The organism is Chryseobacterium aquifrigidense, assembly GCF_006716485.1.
Lineage (GTDB): Bacteria > Bacteroidota > Bacteroidia > Flavobacteriales > Weeksellaceae > Chryseobacterium > Chryseobacterium vietnamense.
In genome coordinates this window covers 344080-364100 of record NZ_VFPD01000002.1, presented here as the reverse complement: position 1 = coordinate 364100, position 20021 = coordinate 344080, and the positions used below count along the sequence as shown (strand labels likewise).

17 protein-coding genes are annotated in these 20021 nt (G+C 37.6%); 11 read left to right on the top strand and 6 right to left on the bottom strand.

Annotated features, from left to right (window positions below):
• Positions 1-206 precede the first annotated feature (206 nt).
• From hemA to hemE, 4 genes are all read left to right on the top strand, one after another.
• Positions 207-1481, top strand: coding sequence for a glutamyl-tRNA reductase (gene hemA, locus FB551_RS16765; RefSeq protein WP_034691745.1), 1275 nt, complete (start codon positions 207-209; stop codon positions 1479-1481).
• Positions 1468-2376 carry a hydroxymethylbilane synthase gene (gene hemC, locus FB551_RS16760; protein ID WP_142018312.1) on the top strand — a complete coding sequence of 303 codons (909 nt, stop codon included), beginning with the start codon at positions 1468-1470 and terminating at the stop codon, positions 2374-2376. The genes hemA and hemC overlap by 14 nt, the downstream gene beginning before the upstream one ends.
• Before the next feature lie 63 nt (positions 2377-2439).
• A complete protein-coding gene (locus FB551_RS16755; protein WP_142018311.1) occupies positions 2440-3123 on the top strand; it encodes a uroporphyrinogen-III synthase in 684 nt (227 codons plus the stop codon).
• Positions 3124-3168: 45 nt separating this feature from the next.
• Complete coding sequence (gene hemE, locus FB551_RS16750; RefSeq protein ID WP_089692984.1) at positions 3169-4200, top strand: uroporphyrinogen decarboxylase; 1032 nt, start codon at positions 3169-3171, stop codon at positions 4198-4200.
• Positions 4201-4275: 75 nt separating this feature from the next.
• Here the strand turns inward: hemE and FB551_RS16745 are convergent, their stop codons facing one another.
• The gene (locus FB551_RS16745) at positions 4276-5097 is read right to left on the bottom strand and encodes a T9SS type A sorting domain-containing protein (protein ID WP_142018310.1); all 822 of its coding nucleotides are present in this window, start codon (positions 5095-5097) and stop codon (positions 4276-4278) included.
• Positions 5098-5251: 154 nt separating this feature from the next.
• Here FB551_RS16745 and FB551_RS16740 point away from each other — a divergent pair, with 154 nt between their 5' ends.
• Entirely contained in the window at positions 5252-5377 is a 126-nt protein-coding gene (locus FB551_RS16740) for a GNAT family acetyltransferase (RefSeq protein ID WP_142018309.1), read from the top strand.
• A gap of 53 nt (positions 5378-5430) precedes the next feature.
• Here the strand turns inward: FB551_RS16740 and FB551_RS16735 are convergent, their stop codons facing one another.
• From FB551_RS16735 to FB551_RS16715, 5 genes are all read right to left on the bottom strand, one after another.
• A complete protein-coding gene (locus FB551_RS16735) occupies positions 5431-6651 on the bottom strand; it encodes an aminotransferase class V-fold PLP-dependent enzyme (RefSeq protein ID WP_142018308.1) in 1221 nt (406 codons plus the stop codon).
• A 264-nt stretch (positions 6652-6915) separates the two neighbouring features.
• A complete protein-coding gene (locus FB551_RS16730) occupies positions 6916-7563 on the bottom strand; it encodes a 50S ribosomal protein L25/general stress protein Ctc (protein WP_047426962.1) in 648 nt (215 codons plus the stop codon).
• 56 nt (positions 7564-7619) lie between these two features.
• Positions 7620-8558, bottom strand: coding sequence for a ribose-phosphate pyrophosphokinase (locus tag FB551_RS16725; protein WP_047426959.1), 939 nt, complete (start codon positions 8556-8558; stop codon positions 7620-7622).
• Positions 8559-8643: 85 nt separating this feature from the next.
• Positions 8644-10203, bottom strand: coding sequence for an SGNH/GDSL hydrolase family protein (locus FB551_RS16720; protein ID WP_047426956.1), 1560 nt, complete (start codon positions 10201-10203; stop codon positions 8644-8646).
• 12 nt (positions 10204-10215) lie between these two features.
• The gene (locus tag FB551_RS16715) at positions 10216-11454 is read right to left on the bottom strand and encodes an OmpP1/FadL family transporter (RefSeq protein WP_047426954.1); all 1239 of its coding nucleotides are present in this window, start codon (positions 11452-11454) and stop codon (positions 10216-10218) included.
• Positions 11455-11917: 463 nt separating this feature from the next.
• Here FB551_RS16715 and FB551_RS16710 point away from each other — a divergent pair, with 463 nt between their 5' ends.
• The 6 genes from FB551_RS16710 (at position 11918) to FB551_RS16685 (ending at position 20010) form a co-directional block, all read left to right on the top strand.
• A complete protein-coding gene (locus tag FB551_RS16710; RefSeq protein ID WP_142018307.1) occupies positions 11918-13297 on the top strand; it encodes a PSP1 domain-containing protein in 1380 nt (459 codons plus the stop codon).
• The gene (locus tag FB551_RS16705; RefSeq protein WP_142018306.1) at positions 13290-13754 is read left to right on the top strand and encodes a gliding motility lipoprotein GldH; all 465 of its coding nucleotides are present in this window, start codon (positions 13290-13292) and stop codon (positions 13752-13754) included. Before FB551_RS16710 ends, FB551_RS16705 begins: the two co-directional genes overlap by 8 nt.
• A 6-nt stretch (positions 13755-13760) precedes the next feature.
• Entirely contained in the window at positions 13761-16139 is a 2379-nt protein-coding gene (locus FB551_RS16700) for a transglycosylase domain-containing protein (RefSeq protein WP_047426945.1), read from the top strand.
• Positions 16140-16214: 75 nt separating this feature from the next.
• Complete coding sequence (locus FB551_RS16695) at positions 16215-17756, top strand: protein adenylyltransferase SelO (RefSeq protein WP_142018305.1); 1542 nt, start codon at positions 16215-16217, stop codon at positions 17754-17756.
• A gap of 86 nt (positions 17757-17842) precedes the next feature.
• On the top strand, positions 17843-18658 hold the full coding sequence (locus FB551_RS16690) for a T9SS type A sorting domain-containing protein (RefSeq protein WP_047426940.1): 816 nt from the start codon (positions 17843-17845) through the stop codon (positions 18656-18658).
• Positions 18659-18732: 74 nt separating this feature from the next.
• A complete protein-coding gene (locus FB551_RS16685; protein ID WP_226798718.1) occupies positions 18733-20010 on the top strand; it encodes a DUF6080 domain-containing protein in 1278 nt (425 codons plus the stop codon).
• Positions 20011-20021: the final 11 nt, after the last annotated feature.

Sequence of the window (20021 nt, the reverse complement as noted above, 5' to 3'; positions counted from 1 at the left end):
AAAGGATAAAAAAGCCAATTTTCGAATGGGCAGAAAGGCTAATCAAAACCGGGGAATTTACAGGTAAAACAGATGCTATCTGACCAGATAAGCTATTTTATAATTTAACATTCCATGTTCTGTACCTTTTATAGTTTTTTACGATAATTATCATATACACTATCTGAGAGAGGTTAATTAAAAAAATCGTAAATTTGCGACTGCTTATGTTACAGTATTCCAACATTCATCGAACGTCAAACTTTGCCGTGCTTTCAATAAGCTACGAGAAAGCCGACGTAGAAACGAGAGGAAAGTTTGCATTCTTTGATGAGAATATCAAAAACTTTGTTTCCAGAGTCCATCAGGAAGACCTGGGTGATGCATTTGTGGTTTCCACGTGTAACAGGACCGAAATTTATACTACTTCTCCCAATTACCTTTTAGTGGCCGAAGAATACTGCAAAACAATTGGAGTACAACTTACCGATTTTCTTCAGTTTGCTAATATTCTTACCAAAGAGGAAGCTTTGATCCATCTTTTCAGAGTAGCAGCAGGTCTTGAAAGTCAGATTATCGGAGACTTTGAAATTATCGGGCAAATTAAAAAAGCATACAGCCGTTTCAAAAAAGAAAGACAAAATTCTAATCCTTATCTGGAAAGAGCGATCAATGCGGCTATTCAGATTTCGAAAAGAATAAAAAATGAAACCGGCATTTCCAATGGTGCAGCTTCTGTTTCTTATGCTGCGGTTCATTATATTTTAAACAGCCAGAAAAGAATAACTGAAAAAAACATTCTTCTTTTGGGTGTAGGTGAGATAGGACAGAATACCGTTGAAAATCTGGTAAAGCATGTCTATCAGCCAAAAATTAAAATTGCCAACAGAACTCAGGAGAAAGCTGAAAAGATTTCCCAGAAATATAATATTCCTCATGTTGATTATTCTGATTTTGACCAGGAATTAAAAAACACGGATATTCTTATTGTGGCAACAGGAGCCAAGCATCCTATTGTCAACCAGTCTCACTTCCCGAATGGAAAAGAAACATTGATCATTGATCTTTCTATTCCTCATAACGTTGAAAAGAATGTTACTGAAAATAAAAACGTAACCCTGATTGACGTAGATGAGCTTTCAAAACAAATTCAGGAGACGATTCAACAGCGTGAAAGAGAAATCCCGAAAGCTGAAAAAATCATTAAGGAACTGATGAAAGACTTTATTGAGTGGGAGAAAAAGAGAAAACTGGCACCTAATATTCATCATTTTAAAGCAGTTCTAAAGAATATGGAACGCAATGAAATGCATAACTTTTACAAAAAGAATAAATACATAAACATCACGGACATGGAACTTTCTGATAAAATGATCCAGAAAATCACCAACCGTTTTGCAAAATATATCATCGATAATCCTTTAAAAGCCGAAGAAATTAGTAAATTAATGCACGAAATATTAGTTGAACAACCAAACAACGAATTCAATGAAAAGCATTAGAATCGGAACGAGAAATTCCGCACTTGCACTTTGGCAGGCTAGAGAGGTTGCGAGGCACCTTCAGAACAACAATTATTTAACGGAAATTGTTCCTATCGTATCTTCTGGCGATAAGAACCTTAATCAGCCACTTTACTCTTTAGGAATTACCGGGGTTTTCACAAGAGACCTTGATATGGCCTTATTGAATGACGAAATTGATATTGCCGTACATTCTTTAAAAGATGTTCCTACTCAATTGCCTCAAAATATTGAGATGATTGCTTATCTCGAAAGAGATTATCCACAGGACATTCTGATCAGAAAAGAATCTTCAAGGAATAAAGAATTCCATGAGCTTAAACTTGCTACCAGCAGTTTGAGAAGAAGAGCTTTCTGGCTGAGAAATTACCCGGCTACTGATTTTTCGGATATCCGTGGAAATATTCAAACCAGACTTCAAAAACTTGAAGACGGAGATTTTGATGCCACCATTTTATCTTTGGCGGGAATCAAAAGAATGAAAATGGAAATTGATTATGAAATGCTTCCATTAATGATCTGTGCTCCATCACAAGGTGTAATCTCTGTGGCCGGACATACCGACAAACCGGAGATTAACGAAATTGTGCGCCAGATCAATCACCAAGAGACTCAGATCTGTGTGGAAATTGAAAGAAATTTCCTGAGTACTTTAGAGGGCGGCTGTACTGCACCTATCGGGGCTTTTGCAGAAATCATAGGCGATCAGATCCGCTTCAAGGCAGCACTTTGCTCTCTGGACGGGAAAAACTGCATTGCTGTAGATGAAAACTTTGTGTATACTCCAACCGAAAATTTTGGAGAAAAGTTTGCAAAAGTTGTTCTTGAGAACGGAGGGAAAGAATTAATGGCAGAAATCAAAAGCCAGATCTGATATTCAGATTTTCAATTCTCTTAACCATTTACCGTTACTTTTCATCTTCTTAATTTTACAGACATGAAAATCTTATTTACCAAAAATATAGACCCATCTATTATTTCCAAAGAATTAGGAGAAGATATTGGGGTTGACTGTGTTGAGGTGATTAAGACCAAACCTATCATGATCAGTCCTTTTGAGCTGAAAAACTATTCTCTGATTTTCACCAGTGTCAATGGAGTTACTTCTTTTTTTAAAAACAGATTCAAACCCAATGAGGATTTTACTGCAAAAAATTATAACAAAATTTATTGCGTAGGAGAAAAGACCAAAAGAGAGATGAGGAAACATGGTTTTGGAACATTTAAGGTGCTGAAAAATGCTGAAACGCTTTCCAGATTCATTATTGGAAAATGTCAGCACGAGCAGTTCCTGCACTTCTGTGGCAATCTTGCCATTAACGTTCTGGATAAAGATCTTCCTTTACAAAACATTAAGTACAAAAAAGTTACAATTTACAATACTGAAGAAATCAATCCTGTAATAACTGAAAAATATCATGCTGCAGTATTTTTTAGTCCGAGCGGAGTTCGTAGTTTTGCAAGGCGAAATTCTCTGCAAGGCATGAAGCTTTTTTCTATTGGCGAAACCACTTCCGGTGAGCTGAGAAATTATACGCAGGAAGAAATTTTTACTTCTGAAGAAAATACGCTGACATCGATATTTGCATTGATCAGAAAAGAAATCAGAAGTAGAATTTAGAATATCTGTTACCGAAACTGCCGGTAATATTAGTTACAATAGATTATGATAAAAAACGACCTATATTTAAAAGCACTTCGCGGAGAAACCGTTGAAAGACCTCCTGTCTGGATGATGAGGCAGGCTGGAAGATATCTGCCGGAATTCATTGCTTTAAGAGATCAATATGATTTCTTTACAAGATGTCAGACTCCTGAACTTGCTGCTGAGATTACTCTACAGCCTATCCGCAGATTTCCTTTGGATGCCGCGATTCTGTTTTCTGATATCCTGGTAGTTCCGCAGGCAATGGGAATTGATTTCAAAATGAAAGAATCCGTTGGGCCATGGCTGGATACTCCTATCAGAACAATGGAACAGGTTCAGAATATTGAAACTCCGGATGTGAACGATACTTTAGGCTACGTTTTTGATGCTATTGAACTTACTCTTCAGAAACTGGATAATGAGATTCCATTGATCGGTTTTGCAGGTTCTCCATGGACCATTCTTTGTTACTGTGTAGAAGGAAAAGGAAGCAAAGCTTTTGATATTGCAAAGTCGTTCTGTTTCCAACAGCCTGAGGCAGCTCATTTATTATTGCAAAAAATCACTGATACTACGATTGCTTATTTAAAGAGAAAAGTAGAAAAAGGAGTTTCTGCAGTACAAGTTTTTGATTCATGGGGAGGAATGCTTTCTCCTACCGATTATCAGGAATTCTCATGGCAGTATATCAATCAGATTGTGGAAGCATTAAGTCCGCTTACCCATGTAGTGGTATTTGGAAAAGGATGTTGGTTCGCACTGGAAGACATGACGATGTCTAAAGCTTCTGCTCTTGGGGTAGACTGGACTATTAAGCCGGAATTCGCAAGAACGCTGACCAATCATACGATGACGCTGCAGGGGAATTTTGATCCGGCAAGACTTCATTCAACTCCTGAAACCATTAAGAAAATGGTGAATGAAATGATCAACCGTTTCGGAAAAGACAGATACATTGCTAATTTAGGCCACGGAATTCTACCGAATGTTCCTGTTGAAAATGCTGAAGCATTCATCAGAGCAGTAGTTGACTGGAAGCCAAATTTATAAAGGTTACTCTTTAAAAATATATAAAACCCCTATAGTTATTCTATAAGGGTTTTTTGTTAAAAGTATTTTCAATAGTTATTCCTTAATAATTTTCTTCTTAACCATTTTTCCATCATGGTTAGTGATCATTATTATATAGACTCCTTTTGGCAGATCTGATAAATCATAGGAATCCAATCCTTTACTCAATACTTTCACCAGCTTCCCCGACTGATCAATGACAGATACCTTTTCAACTTTAATTCCTGAGCTTTGTTTAATATAAAGGCTTTTCTTGACGGGATTTGGATATACGTTCATAAGGTCAGTATGTGAAACCTCTGAAGTTGCCAAAACACCACTCGTAATCTTTACATCATCTACTACTACACCATAAGAATAATCACCGGCATCATCATAAACAAATCTTAATTTAAAAGCCGGGTTCACATAGGGTGTCAGGTCTATATTTGTAGCAGCATCATAGCTCGTTACTACATATGAGAATGTATTAAAATCAAGATCCCATACCCCTGCTTCGCCTGAAAAGGTAAAAACCTGAATCCAGGAAGTTCCATTGAAAGCTTCAACTTTTAAAGTAGAATCCAGATTATCAATCATATTGGCATAATTAAACGACAGCTTTGGATTTACCACTCCGGTCAGGTTAATTACAGGAGAAATCAATCTGGCATTTGTATTAACCCCGGTTGGCCCCGCATCATCATCATCAAAAAAAGCTGCCCCATCTGGAAAGCCTGCGAAACCATTCTGTGCACCCACATTCCAGTTAAAAGCGTTATCCGGATTCTCTACCGTCCACCCCGTCGGCAAAGTATTACCATTGAAGTTTTCAGAAAAAACTTGTGCGTCACATAGACCACAAATAGATAATAATAGAATAAATAGTTTTTTCATAATAAAGGATTTGATGTTTATATAAAATTAGCGAAATATTTCACAAAACATCAATAATTATACACAAAATCAATACATTACATGCATTTTTAAAACGAATAAGAATTTTTATCACAATTTTACACCTTTATATTTACACTTTAAATCACATCAAATGAAAAAGCTAAACAAAGAAAAAATGAAAAGCATGATGGCAGGAGGAGAAATCTGCCTTGAGTGTGCTATTGGATACTATCAGGTCATTATTGATGGCCGATGTTATTGTGTACCCATGGATTAATAAAAAAAGCAGCCCAAGGCTGCTTTTAATTTATAGTTGAAATGTAGTACTAATTAGCTCAACATTCTCTGTGCTTTTTTAACCCCTTCCACCAAAACATCAATTTCTTCGAAGGTATTATAGACAGCAAAACTTGCTCTCACTGTTCCGGCAATATTAAAGAAGTTCATAATAGGCTGCGTACAATGGTGCCCTGTTCTTACAGCAATTCCCATTTTATCAAGGATCATCCCGACATCGGAAGCAATCCCTATTCCTTCCAGATTAAAGGATACAACTCCGGTTCTTTTTGCTTTTTCACCATAGATCTTAATGCCATCTATTTCCAGAAGCTGTCTTTGTGCGTATTCCAATAGGGCATTTTCATGATTCTGAATATTGGTGTGACCTATTTTATTCATGAAATCAACGGCAGCACCTAAAGCAATATTCCCACCTACATTGGGCGTTCCTGCTTCATATTTGAACGGAAGACCTGCATAAGTAGTACCATCGAAAGAACATGTTGCAATCATCTCTCCTCCTCCGTGAAACGGCGGCAAAGCTTCTAATATTTCTTGTTTACCATATAAAATACCTGTTCCCATCGGAGCATACATTTTATGACCTGAGAATACGAAGAAATCACAATCCAGTTTCTGAACATCAATATTGAAATGCGGGGCAGACTGAGCTCCGTCAATAACAACATAAGCATCCGTATTTTTTCTTGTTTTGGCAATAATCTCTTCAATAGGATTCACAATACCCAATGCATTGGAAACCTGATTTACAGAGACAACCTTCGTTTTTTCACTCAGAAACTGATCAAAATGATCCATCTGAAGGATTCCGTTTTCATCAATCGGAATTACACGAAGTTTTGCTCCGGTTCTTTCACAAAGCATCTGCCAGGGAACAATATTAGAATGGTGCTCCAGATATGAAATAATGATTTCATCATCCTTTTGGAGTTTTTGTGTTAAAATATAAGCGATGAGGTTTAACCCTTCTGTCGTACCTTTTGTAAAAATTACTTCAAAGTCATGTTCAGCATTGATGAATTTCTGGATCTTTCTTCTTGAAAGCTCCATTTCTTCTGTTGCCAGCTGGCTCAGCGTATGAATTCCTCTGTGAACATTGGCATTAAGTTCTGTATAATATGCGTGACAGACTTCCAAAACTGAATTTGGCTTTTGGGATGTAGCTGCATTATCCAGATAAACCAGGGGTTTACCATTCACTTCTCTGTCCAATATAGAAAACTGGCTTCTTATTTCCTGAATGTCAAACATTTATTTATTTTTTAAATTAAACCGTTCTTATTTAGAACTCTTCAAATTTACGGCTTTTTTTTCGAAAGGAAGCATGAGGTTGGCTACTGATCATTGTCAGGTGATAGAAATATTCGATAGTTTAAAGTGAAGAAAGACAATAAAGCAAGCAGACAAAATTGGAAACAACCTATTACGTTGTATAGTTCATGCTGTGAAGAGCGGTGATCAAATAAAAAACCCGCCAAAACTGACGGGTTTTTATATGGTTTAAATAAGCAATTCTTATTCTGCTGCAGTTTCAGCTGCTGCTTCAGGAGCTGCACCTTCTTCAGTTGCAACTTCTTCTTCATCCTCATCATCCTGCATTGCTGCACCACCTTTCATTGCATTTCTAGACATCTTAACAGCAACTACTACTGCGTTGTCAGGGTGCATGAAAGAATATCCTTCTGTTTTGATACCACCGATGTAAAGTTTGTTACCAATTCTTAATGGAGTAACATCTACAACGATTTCGTCAGGTAGGTTAGCAGGAATAGCTTTTACTTTTAGTTTTCTGAAAGACTGACGTAAAACCCCACCAGCTACAACACCTTTTGAACGTCCAGTAATTCTTACAGGAACTTCCATGATAACTGGCTTATCGTCAGATAACTGATAGAAGTCGATGTGAAGAATTTTGTCAGTAATTGGGTGAAACTGAATATCCTGAAGAACAGCTGGAATTGTTTTTCCGTCAACTTCAATAGATACCGTGTGTGCTTCAGGAGTGTATACTAATCCTTTGAAAGCTCTCTCTTCAGCAGAGAAGTTCAAAGGTGCTTCACCTCCATAAACAACACAAGGAACTAATTCAGCATCACGTAAAGCTTTTGTAGACTTTTTGCCCACGCTTTCTCTTTTTGTACCTTGAATTGTAATAGATTTCATTTATAAAAAATTTAAAAAATTATTCTAATTTTAATTTGCAACCTGCTTAAAATCAATTAAATAACAAACTTGCTGCTAATTGATTTGTGCTCATGAACCATTGTCATAACGTCAGCAAATAATGGGGCGCAAGATAGCACTTTTATTTTAGATGACAAATTATTTTTAACAGGAATTGAGTCAGTTACAATAACTTCCAAGAGTTTTGAGTTCTCAATATTCTCGTAAGCCTTACCTGAAAGCACTCCGTGAGTTGCCATAGCTCTTACTGTTTTTGCTCCTTTTTCAATTAAGATATCTGCAGCTTTACAAAGTGTACCTGCAGTATCAATCATATCATCAATAAGGATAACATTCTTACCTGTTACATCCCCAATAAGGAACATTTCTTCCACAACATTTGCCTTTTTTCTTTCCTTATAAGCAATTACTACTTCTGCACCTAAGTGGCCGGCATAGTTTTTAGCTCTTTTTGCACCTCCCATATCCGGAGAAGCAATGGTTAGATTATCAAGATTTAAAGATCTGATATAATCCACAAAAATAGAAGAAGCATACAGATGATCTACCGGAATTTCGAAGAATCCCTGAATCTGGTCTGCGTGAAGATCCATAGTCATTACTCTTGTTGCTCCTGCTGCTGTAAGAAGGTTAGCAACTAGTTTAGCACCGATCGGTGCTCTTGGTTTGTCTTTTCTGTCCTGTCTGGCAAGTCCGAAGTAAGGAATTACTACGGTAATGCTCTTTGCAGAAGCTCTTTTTGCTGCATCAATCATTAGAAGAAGCTCCAAAAGATTGTCTGCAGGAGGGAATGTAGATCCAATCAGGAAAACTCTTCCTCCTCTTACAGATTCGTCCAAAACAGGCTCAAATTCCCCGTCGCTGAACTCCTGAAAGTTGATTTTTCCTAATTCTTTCCCATAATTCTGGGCAATTTTCTCTGCCAAGTCCCTGCTGGTTCTTGTACAAAATAGATAACTTAACTGATCGGCCATTTTTACTTTTTAAAAGATTTTGCAAATTTAAAAAAAAACCACAAGATTTACTCTTGTGGTTTCTAAGTTTTTATTTTATCAATTATTAAGGGAATTTAACTCCTGAATATTTGTTCGGGTCTACCTGTGGAAGTGTAGACTTATATTTAGCATTGATAGACTTGATAAATTCATTAGCAACAATACCGTATCCACGTCCTGTAAGGTGAACTCCATCTAAAGAGAAAGCTCCGCCTGTAACAAATTTCGCAGAATATTTTACACCATCAAATATAATTCCTGACTGAGCATTCAGTTCAACCATCTTAGTGTTGGCATCTACAAATGCAAGTCCATAGGAATCAGCAAGTGATTTTATAGATGCATTATATGCATTTGTTGCTGTTTTCACATAGCCGGCTTCTGTTTTTGTTAATACATGTTGGTTTTGTAATGGATAAGAAATTCCATAAATATTTACCGGAGCAGGAACTCCAGCCGCTGTACTTCCAATCACAGAGCTGGTAGTAAGCAAGATATAATCATCTGCCGTTGCCTGTCTTGCCTGACCAAAGATTTGTCCAAAAGCTGCAGCTGTTGGCGCACCCAAAGCAGGAGTTAAAGCCGCTGTAAGCTGAACAGATAAATCTGTCAGAGCGACATCTTTAATCAAAACAGGATTCGGACCTGTAGCGGAAAGTAAATTGATTCTATCCCCAGCTCCGAAAGCAGTAAGTGCCTGCTTCAAAGGTCCGTACAAACTCGTATTAAGCGTTGTCAGATTTGAACCTAAAAGAGCAGGTGTCAAAGGGTTATAAGGAACTGTAGTAAAGAAAGGAACTGAAGTAACAGAAGGAATATTAGCAATAACTCCTTTTGTTGTTCCTACACTTTTAAGACCGTCTAAAACCGCTTTAATAGATCCGGCAACAAGTGCAGGATCAGAGATATCATTTGATTTATAAGTTGTAGGATTTGTATTTCCCGTCTGAACTGTTGCAACCGAATAGGTTGTCACTCCTCCTACGGTCTGCGAGTTTGTTCCTCCATTGGTAGCATAGGACAATACATCATTATTTCCTATCCAAAGAGAGAAAAACGTAGCCTTCTGAGCCATGGCATCAGCAAGTACACTGGTTGTTGCAGAAGAAGCAAACCTTACAAAATAAGGATTAGCCGTTCCGGTCAGAAGACCTGCCTGACTACCATATCCGGGAGCCACTAAGTGGAATGACTTCGCCCCAGGAACCCCCATGTTATTATAAGTACCTCCGCCAGATAACACATCTAATGGAGCTGCTGCACCACTTGGTACAGGAGCTAAAGATCCGTTAACTACCTGAAGAGTTAATTTTCCAGGAAACCCGGGAAGATTATTGAATCCACCTATATCATTAGGCATCAATGGTTGTTTAAAGTCTCCTCCGCCTGCAAGTTTCATCTGTGCAGCAATCATACTTGGATAAGATTCATTTTGACCGCTGCTGTACAGTGCACCATCACGATATCCTGAAGTAAGGGAGTTTCCTAGCGAAATATATTTTGAAAAGTCTGCGTCTCCTTTTGTTACCGGGATATCTTTCACATCCGTATCGAAATCCGTATTACAGCTTACTGTAAAAAGAAGTGCAGAAACAGCAATTGTCGATATTATAATTTTTTTCATAGTCTTCTAAAATTAAAATGGATTATAAGAGAAACCTAGACCCAGGTAGAAAGCTGTTGCTTTAGACTGTCCGTTAAGCCCTATATTAGCATTATTTACCTTTCTGTACTGAGGCATTGCATATCCTCCCGCAATATCAATTCCGAACTGCTTCAGCTTGAAGCCTACCCCACCTGTAACCACATAGGTATCATATGAAGGTGTTTCCGGGATAAAGTTATCTGTAGTATAAGGTGCTTCATCATAATAAGCTCCCAAACGTCCGTAAATCATGTTTGTGAACGCATACTGAGTTCCCAGTCTGAAAGTTTTGGAGTTTTTGAAGTTCTTAGGATTTGTAAGAATTGTCGGATCTGAAGGATTGTTTCCAATAGGTGCATTGTCGAAATCCAATGTAAGTTTGCTGTATCTTTCCCATCCATGATAGTTAAAGTCTGCAGAAACCTGCCATTTCGGTGTTACCTTATAGGTTAAACCAATAGTATATTCTTCAACCAATGGTAATGTTGCTGAGAAACCATCTTGTCCTGCAGCATTCAGTTTTAGCTGATTATAAACAGATTGTGAAGGGAACTGGAAGGTAGCTGTTCCTGATTTAGCTTTCATATCGATTGCAGAACGGTAAGCAATACTCACATCTAATTTCGGATCAGGTCTGAAGTAGAAACCGAATCCATAACCGTGACCGCTTGCGTTATTATCATTAATGTTAACCTTTCCGTCAAATTGAGTCACTGCTTTGTCCCAATCTACTTTTCCTCGTGCATAGATATAGCTGGCACCGAAAGAAACCCATGGCGCCAATTTTACAGAGACCATTGGCTGGAAATAGAAACTTTTCAGCTCCATTTTCTGCACCAATTCTTTACCTTCCCAGTTATCAGGCCATTTGATTGTACTTCCAAAAGGCGTTGAAAAACTGAATCCTACGGTAAGTTTCTCTATGGGTCTATAAGTAATTGCTGCATATATAGGTGTTCCTATAGGGTTATCTGTTTCTGCACTTTGTAAAGTATTGAAGTTTTGAAACGTAACTTTATTACTTGCACCAAACCCTCCAGCCACTACACTCAGTTTGGAAGGGATAAATGACATACCCGCCGGGTTAAAGAATGTCACACTCGCGTCTTCGGCATGAGCACTAGTATGCGCCATTGCCAATTGTTTTACCCCCTGCAGGGAAACTCTGAAGCCTCCTGCATAAGATAGAACTCCCGCCAATAAAGCAGTTGATACTAATATTTTTTTCATAGACTATTATTATATATATAAGCCAAATATAAAATTATTTTGAATACGTCTGTTAATATTTCCTAATATTTTAAACAATATTCTAAAAGAAAACTATGTTTAAAATAACAACTTAAAGAAAATAAAACACAAAATCATCATTATTAACCATTTAAAACAGGTAAAAAACCAAGTTACATTCATTGTTTAATTTTAAACGATCGTTTAAAATTAAATGGTTATGCAATAAAAACACCCTAAGAAAAGTAAAAAGATAATAAATGTTAAATTAAACAGCACAGAGCAAAATATAAAATTAAAAATCAACACTTATATTTCCGTACAACACCTCCAACCACGCCTCCAGCCATCATTTCTCTTCAAAATCTGGAAATGTTTTATGTCGAATTCAGCTTATTTGAGTATTTTAGAATCGCATAAAGATAAAAATACATAAATTTGCAGATTATAAATAATAGAAAATATGAGTTGTGGATGTAAAACATCCGGCGATTCTGCACATTCTTGCGGCCCTAAAAAAACCGCAAATGGCTGTGAAAATGTAAATACCTGCGGGAATAGTTATAAATTAAGTGTTTTTGACTGGCTTTCTAACATCAACAATCCGGCACCAAACAGGTGTGATTTTGTAGAAGTTAGATTTAAAAATGACAGAAAATCGTTTTATAAGAATGTAAATAATATTCCTTTACATATAGGTAGCGTAATTACAGTAGAATCAAGTCCGGGACACGATGTAGGCGTAGTAAGCCTTACGGGAGAATTAGTAAAGATTCAGATGAAAAAGAAAAAATTTTCGGAAGAGTCGGCACTTAAAATATACAGACAGGCCAACCAAAAAGATCTTGAGGTATGGCAGGAAGCAAGGAAAAAAGAAGACGGCGTAAAACTTGAAGCAAGAAAAATTGCACAAAGATTAGGCCTTGAAATGAAAGTTACCGATGTGGAATATCAGGGTGACTCTTCAAAAATAACCTTTTATTATACTGCTGATAACAGAATAGATTTCAGACAGCTGATCAAAGATTACGCCGGAGCATTCCGTACCAAGATCGACATGAAACAAATCGGTTTCAGACAGGAAGCCGCCAAAGTGGGTGGAATCGGGTCTTGCGGACGTGAGCTTTGCTGTTCTACATGGCTTACAGATTTCAGGTCTGTAAACACCAATGTTGCAAGATATCAACAGCTGAGTATCAATCCTCAGAAACTGGCAGGACAGTGCGGTAAGCTGAAATGCTGCCTTAACTATGAGCTTGACAGCTACCTGGATGCGTTAAGCAACTTCCCTTCATCTTCAACGACTCTGGAAACAGAGAAAGGAAAAGCATTCTGTATTAAAATTGACGTTTTCAAAAAGAAAATGTGGTTTGCCTATGTGGACAGTTCAATTGCATGGTATGATTTCGATATTGATCTTGTTAAAAAGCTGATTTCAAAAAACAAAAGAGGAGAAAAAACACTTCCTCTTGAAGATCTGAAACAACCTGAACCCTCTACCCACACTATTGATCTGATCCAGGAAAATAATGTGGATCGTTTTGAGAAGAAAAACAGAGGAAACAGAAATAGAAATAACCAAAATAAGCAGAATAACAACCAACAGGGTCCACAAGGACAAGGACAGGGACAAAAAAGAAACAGACCGGAAAGATCTGAAAAAACCGAAAACCCGAACCCACAGTCTGTAAATCAGCCTAAACCTCAAAAACAGCACCCACAGCAAAAAGCACCTGTGGAAAAAGCTGTGAATAATTCTGACGCTGATAAAAAACCACAGAGCAACCCAAACAAGAAGAAATTCAAAAAGAAATATCCTCCAAAAAAAGATAATAATGCATAAAATTTTAGGATTACTGTCACTTATCCTTTTCTTTAGCTGTAACTCTTCCTCAGGAGGAGACATCATCATGAATTCCGTTGATAACAAATGGAATAAGAAAAGTGAGCAAAAATTTAATCTTGAAATTTCAGATCCGCAGAATCCTAAAAATATTATATTTGTTGTAAGAAATAACAACAATTATCCTTACAGCAATATAAGGTTTATAGTGAATTTCACCAATCTCCAAAACAAAAAAAAGGAAACAGACACCCTGAATTATGTACTGGCAAAACCGAACGGAGAATGGCTTGGTACAGGGTTTGGTGATACGAAGGAAACTTTTTTTCAGTATAAAGTAAATTACCAGTTCCCAGGAAAAGGAAAGTATGAAATCGGTCTTACCCAGGCGATGAGAAATGACAACCTTCCGGGAATTGAGGATATTGGGGTAAAAATAGAAACGGCTAAACCGTAACCATAAATGGAAGAAAACAAAAAAAATGCAGGAAATAAGGGGAAAACATTTCCTCTGCCTCCCAAGAAAAAGAAAGATACCTCCTGGAGAAAATGGGTTTCATTTATCTGGATCGGACTCATTGCAGTGGTTCTGGGAATTTCAGGACTTTTCTTTTCGGTTTCTCAAGGATTCCTTGGGGAAATGCCTGATGTAAAAGAACTTGAAAATCCGGACATCTTTGTTGCTTCTGAGATCATATCTTCAGATGGAGTTACTCTGGGTAAATTTGAAAAAGAAAAAACCCAGCCAATCGTTTATAAGGATCTTCCTCCTTATCTTATTTATGCCCTACAGGCTAAAGAAGATGAGCGTTTTAAAGAACACTCGGGAATCGATTTATATTCCGTTGCCAGAGCCGTAGCATACGGTGGTGGACGTGGTGGAGGTTCTACCATTACCCAGCAGCTTGCCAAACTTCTTTTCACAGGAAACGCTTCTCAGAATAAAGTTCAGAGAGCATTCCAGAAGCTGAAAGAATGGGTAGTAGCCGTGAGCCTTGAGAAAAGATATACCAAAGAAGAGATTATTACTCTTTACTTCAATAAATTCGATTTCCTTTTCAATGCTAATGGTATTGAAATGGCTTCCAGAGTTTACTTTAACAAGAAGACTTCTGAGCTTACACTACCTGAAGCTGCAACATTTGTAGCAATGCTTGAAAATCCAAGAAAAAACAATCCTTACAGATATCCTGAAAAGGCTAAAGAAAGAAGGAATGTGGTATTGGATCAAATGCAGAAAACCGGATATATTGATGCTGCAACCTATGAAAAAGCAGCTGCTACTCCGATTGAAGTAGACTTCCACCCTATCAAAAGTATAACAGATGGATATTCTGCTTATTACAAGTTCTATCTGAGAAAAGAGATTGATAAATATCTTGATGCTCATGAAAAAGAAACCGGTAAAAAACTTAACCTTTACAAGGACGGTTTAAAAATATATGTTACTCTTGATTCTAAAATGCAGAAATATGCTGAAGAGTCAATCAAAGAACACTTAACAGATCTTCAGAAGAGATTTGATGCAGAACAGAGAGGAAGAAAGAACAGACCTTTCTACTATCTTAATGATAAACAGATCAAAGATGTAATGGTTCAGGCCATGAAAAGAACCGGCCGTTACAAATTGCTGAAAGCTGACGGAATGCCTGAAGATTCCATCATGATGGAGTTCAAGAAACCTATCAAAACTTCACGATTCACATGGGCCGGAGAAGAAGAGGTTGAAATGTCTCCATGGGACTCTATCAGATACCACAAACAAATTGCACAGGCAGGTTTGATGTCTATGGTTCCGGGAACCGGAGAAATCAAAGCCTGGGTAGGAGGTATCGACTGGCAGCACTTCCAGTATGACCACATCAAGCAAGGTAAGAGACAGGTAGGATCTACCTTCAAACCTTTCGTATATGCTACGGCTATTATGAAACTGGGAATGACTCCTTGTTCAGCCGTTTCTAACGGAACTTATGATCATAACGGATGGCACGTACCGGGAAGAGGTGGAATGCTTACATTGAAAGATGCATTGGCACACTCTCAAAACCCTGTTGCTGCAAGACTAATTGAAATGACAGGAGTAGACGCTGTAATCCAGACGGCAAGAGATCTGGGAGTAACAGAAGATATTCCAAGAAACAATACTATCGCTTTAGGTTCATCAGACATTACGATTTACGAAATGCTTGGTGCTTACAGTACTTTTGCTAACTATGGTAACTATAACAAACCAGAAATGATCTGGAGAATTGAAGATGCCAACGGTAGAGTTATCAAAGAAGTAAACGTAGAGCCGAAAGAAGTAATGAACCCAATGTATGCGTACACCATGATTGAACTCATGAAAGGTGTTGCACAGTACGGAACCGCTTCCGGAGAGTTGGGAAGAAGAGGGATCTCAAAAGCGGTAGAAATTGCTGCTAAAACAGGAACAACTCAGAACAACTCAGATGGATGGTTTATGGGAATTACTCCAAAACTGGCAACAGGAGCATGGGTTGGATGGGAAGACAGAGCCACCCACTTCTTTGGAACAGGTGAAGGTCAGGGTGCGAGAATGGCATTACCGATCTGGGCCATTTTCATGAAGAAAGTTTGGGCGGATAAGAGCTTAGGGGTTACTCCGGATGATAAGTTTATTAAACCTTCAGACTGGAAAGACGGATGTTCAAACCTTAAAGGATTAAGTGGAGGATATGGCGATGATGGAAGTCTTCAGACCATTGACGAAATCAAAAACCCAAGACCAGCAGATCCAACTCCTAAAAAACCAACAGAAAAGAAAGAGGACAACATCAATGAAAACCTTCATTCCAATGATGAAGTAGATTTCAATAAATAAATTCTCTTTTAGTAATACACAAGACCTTTCAATTATTTGGAAGGTCTTTTCTTTTATAATTAATACCTTTGAAGGATGAATATCGAACGTATCAGACAGCCATTTATTGAAACTTTTCCCGGTGATTTTTCAAACAATCCCATGCAGAGAAACACTCCAAAGGTTTTATTTGCTACCATTAAACCTTCCGGCTTTGATAAACCGGAATTGATTGCTTTTAATGAAACCTTATCAAAGGAAATAGGTTTGGGGACATATGAAGATAAAGATCTGAGCTTTCTGGTTGGAAATAACCTTCCGGAAAACGTTCGAACCTATTCTACAGCGTATGCGGGACATCAGTTCGGAAACTGGGCTGGACAGCTTGGAGACGGAAGAGCCATCCTTGCAGGTGAAATTACCAATGAGGCAGGAAAAAAAACCGAGATCCAATGGAAAGGAGCCGGCGCTACCCCATACTCCAGACATGCCGATGGAAGAGCCGTACTAAGGTCTTCTGTACGCGAATACCTGATGAGTGAAGCCATGTATCACTTAGGCGTTCCCACAACAAGAGCGCTTAGTCTGGCTTTTACAGGTGAAGATGTAATGCGGGACATCATGTACAATGGAAATCCAAAACTGGAAAAAGGGGCTGTGGTTATCAGAACTGCTGAAAGCTTTTTACGTTTCGGACATTTTGAACTTATGTCTGCCCAAAGAGAATACAACAATCTTCAGGATCTTGCCGACTTTACCATTGAAAACTATTACCCCGAAATTACAGCCACTGACAATAAGAAATACAAAGACTTCTTTGAAAATATATGTACCCGAACTGCTAACCTAATGGTTGAATGGTTCAGAGTGGGATTCGTACATGGAGTGATGAATACAGATAATATGTCAGTTCTGGGATTAACCATTGATTACGGTCCCTATTCAATGATGGACGAATATGATTTGAATTTCACCCCCAACACCACAGACCTTCCGGGAAGAAGATATGCATTCGGAAAACAGGGACAAATTGCCCAATGGAATCTCTGGCAGCTCGCCAATGCTCTTCACCCATTAATCAAAGATGAAAAGTTTTTAGAAGATACTTTAAATAATTTCGGAACTTATTTTTGGGAAGCTCATGATCAAATGCTTTGTAAAAAATTTGGTTTTGATCAGCTTCTAAAACAGGATGAAGAATTTTTCACCAACTGGCAGGGTCTTATGCAGGAACTTCAGCTGGATTACACCCTGTTTTTCAATCAACTGAAAAAAATAACCCAAAACGCAAATATATCGGAACTTTTTAAAGACACCTCTTATAGTATTCTGAATGAAGAGAAGCTGGAAAAACTTAATAGTTTCATCAAAAGTTATGAAGCAAGAAAAGCGTTAAACTCCATTTCGGAAGAAGACTCTTTAGCCATGATGGAAAAATCCAACCCAATATTTATACTCCGAAATTATCTTCTCTATGAATGTATTGAAGAGATCAGCAATGGCAGAAAAGAGATGCTTGAGAAGTTAATCAAAGCCCTTGAAAATCCGTATGAGGAAATATACCCGGAGTTCTCTGTCAAAAGACCGTCAGGATACGATGATACAGCCGGATGTTCCACACTCTCATGCAGTTCGTAACTGACAAATATTCATAAAAAATTAAAAAACATGTAATTATTTTCATTTTTTTATTACATTTACTAACAACTTTAAACGTAAACCAAATGAAAACAAAATTACTATTCATTTTCCTAATCTCTTTTGTATTTGGGAAAGCACAGATTCTCACAGAGACTTTTCAGGGTACGACATTTCCTCCAACAGGATGGACAACCGGAACAAATGTAGCTTCAAGACCTTGGGGATTCACTACCACAATCTTCAATGCAACCGGGCAGGCAACATTTAATATCAATGGAGGAAAATCAGCCGCTATAGGATGGATTGCCCAGGCACAGGACGCTCATTTAACAAGCCCTTCTTTCAGTTTAGTAGGAACAACAAGTCCGGTACTAAAATTCAATGCTAAAATTGGATACGAATACATGGTTGATCCAAATCCAAACGGAGATTTAAAAGTAGAAGTCTCTACAGATGGAGGAACTACCTGGAATCAGGTATGGGTTGAAGAAAACTACGGATTATATACTGATTATGAAACATTGGCAATTACTGTGAGCTTAGCATCCTATGCGGGGCAGGCGAATGTTAAATTCAGATTCCGCTATGTAGCAAATGATGCAGACAGCCTTTCAATAGATGATGTACAGGTTTTGGCAAGTGCCACGTTGGCGACTCAGGAAACCAATGCTAAAGTAAAAGAGATCACAAACATCTATCCAAACCCTACAAAAGGAGAGATCAATATCAAAACTGACAAAAAGATCAAATCTGCCACTGTAATTGATGCAAGCGGAAAATCTCTGCTCAGCAATACTTCAGAAAGATTGGATATTTCTTCACTTCCAAAAGGAATCTACCTCATTAAGGTGGACTTCTCAGACGGAACTTCAAAAACCGAGAAAGTAATCAAACAATAACAACGTTTATACAAACTTTTACAACCACCAATTTTGGTGGTTTTTTTATTTTACTTTTGCAAAAAATCTGACACGTGTCTTATATCAAAACAAAAATCACCCATTTTTTTAAACTGGTTTTTCCATCCACCTATACCGAACTAGCAGTATTCCTGTTTTTCATTGTCTGTTATGGAATTCTGGGATCTTATATTGCTCTTCATTACAGAATTATTTTTGATAACAGAATTCCATGGGATGCCTATTTCAGTTTTGACAACAGATCTATCCTTATGACAGGTGGCAGTTTTGAAAGACATCCCCTATCCTACTATTTTTTTAACTGGATACGAGAATTTTCATTATTTATTTCAGGAGGAAAAATGGACGCCAACTTCAGGCTCACCCTGGCGTGGCTCAGCAATATTATCATTACATTAAATATCGTTCAGATTTTCAAATACCTGAAGAATATCATTCAGCTTCCATTATGGTTAAGCCTTTTAATCATCATGTTTTTTGGCACTTTTTCAACCAATATCATCCTGTCTTTCACCCCGGAAAACTTTACTTACACTTTATTTTTGCTCTCATTATACAACTACTATGCAGCAATAAAACTGAGAAAAGAAGAAAAAATACCCGCAACAGCCTTATCACTGGCAGGGATTACTATTGGAGGACTTACCATTACCAACTTTGTCAAAGTTTTTATTCCCCTTATTTTTGAGAAAGGCATTTTTACAAACTGGAAGAAATTCGGGAATGCTGCCATTAGAGTGGCTGTGGCTATTATCTGTTTTGTACTCCTTTATCTGAACCGGATTGATTTTAACTATCAGAACATTTTTTCAAAGACCAATCAGCAGTATGAAAAGTTCTCAAATGTAAATTCGATGCCAACATGGGATATGATTCTTTCCTTCTTTTTTGGAGGCAATATCCTTTTCCCGGGATTCATTATGTCTGACAAGCATAATATGAAAGGATTTAATTTCAAAGGACTGTATATGGATCTTTATTCATCACCCCTTCCATACTTTTTTATAGCCATATTGCTAATCCTGATAAGTTGGAGTTATATTAAAAATTTTAAAAACAAATGGGTTCAGGTAATCGCTATTTCGTTTTTGGCAGACATTGTAATCCATTGTGTGATGAGGTTTGGACTTCACACTTCCTATATCTATGGAGGACATTTTGTTTTTGCCTATCCTTTGCTTTTAGGATGGCTCTTTTTTGCTTACAGATCATCACCGAAAATCATGTCATTTCTCACCGCAACCGTTCTTATATTATTTGTCTATCTGCTGGCGAATAATATCTTTAGAATGACAGAATTCTTTTGGTTTATGGAAAATTATTATCAATAAAAAAAGCTGAG

Bases quoted from the DNA above. Each gene is read 5' to 3' on its own strand.
- FB551_RS16755 (WP_142018311.1), top strand. From the start codon at position 2,440: ATGAAAATCTTATTTACCAAAAATATAGACCCATCTATTATTTCCAAA.
- hemE (WP_089692984.1), top strand. From the start codon at position 3,169: ATGATAAAAAACGACCTATATTTAAAAGCACTTCGCGGAGAAACCGTT.
- FB551_RS16740 (WP_142018309.1), top strand. From the start codon at position 5,252: ATGAAAAAGCTAAACAAAGAAAAAATGAAAAGCATGATGGCAGGAGGA.
- FB551_RS16715 (WP_047426954.1), bottom strand. From the start codon at position 11,454: ATGAAAAAAATATTAGTATCAACTGCTTTATTGGCGGGAGTTCTATCT.
- FB551_RS16700 (WP_047426945.1), top strand. From the start codon at position 13,761: ATGGAAGAAAACAAAAAAAATGCAGGAAATAAGGGGAAAACATTTCCT.
- FB551_RS16690 (WP_047426940.1), top strand. From the start codon at position 17,843: ATGAAAACAAAATTACTATTCATTTTCCTAATCTCTTTTGTATTTGGG.
- FB551_RS16725 (WP_047426959.1), bottom strand. From the start codon at position 8,558: ATGGCCGATCAGTTAAGTTATCTATTTTGTACAAGAACCAGCAGGGAC.
- hemC (WP_142018312.1), top strand. From the start codon at position 1,468: ATGAAAAGCATTAGAATCGGAACGAGAAATTCCGCACTTGCACTTTGG.
- FB551_RS16735 (WP_142018308.1), bottom strand. From the start codon at position 6,651: ATGTTTGACATTCAGGAAATAAGAAGCCAGTTTTCTATATTGGACAGA.
- FB551_RS16705 (WP_142018306.1), top strand. From the start codon at position 13,290: ATGCATAAAATTTTAGGATTACTGTCACTTATCCTTTTCTTTAGCTGT.
- FB551_RS16720 (WP_047426956.1), bottom strand. From the start codon at position 10,203: ATGAAAAAAATTATAATATCGACAATTGCTGTTTCTGCACTTCTTTTT.
- FB551_RS16745 (WP_142018310.1), bottom strand. From the start codon at position 5,097: ATGAAAAAACTATTTATTCTATTATTATCTATTTGTGGTCTATGTGAC.
- FB551_RS16730 (WP_047426962.1), bottom strand. From the start codon at position 7,563: ATGAAATCTATTACAATTCAAGGTACAAAAAGAGAAAGCGTGGGCAAA.
- hemA (WP_034691745.1), top strand. From the start codon at position 207: ATGTTACAGTATTCCAACATTCATCGAACGTCAAACTTTGCCGTGCTT.
- FB551_RS16710 (WP_142018307.1), top strand. From the start codon at position 11,918: ATGAGTTGTGGATGTAAAACATCCGGCGATTCTGCACATTCTTGCGGC.
- FB551_RS16695 (WP_142018305.1), top strand. From the start codon at position 16,215: ATGAATATCGAACGTATCAGACAGCCATTTATTGAAACTTTTCCCGGT.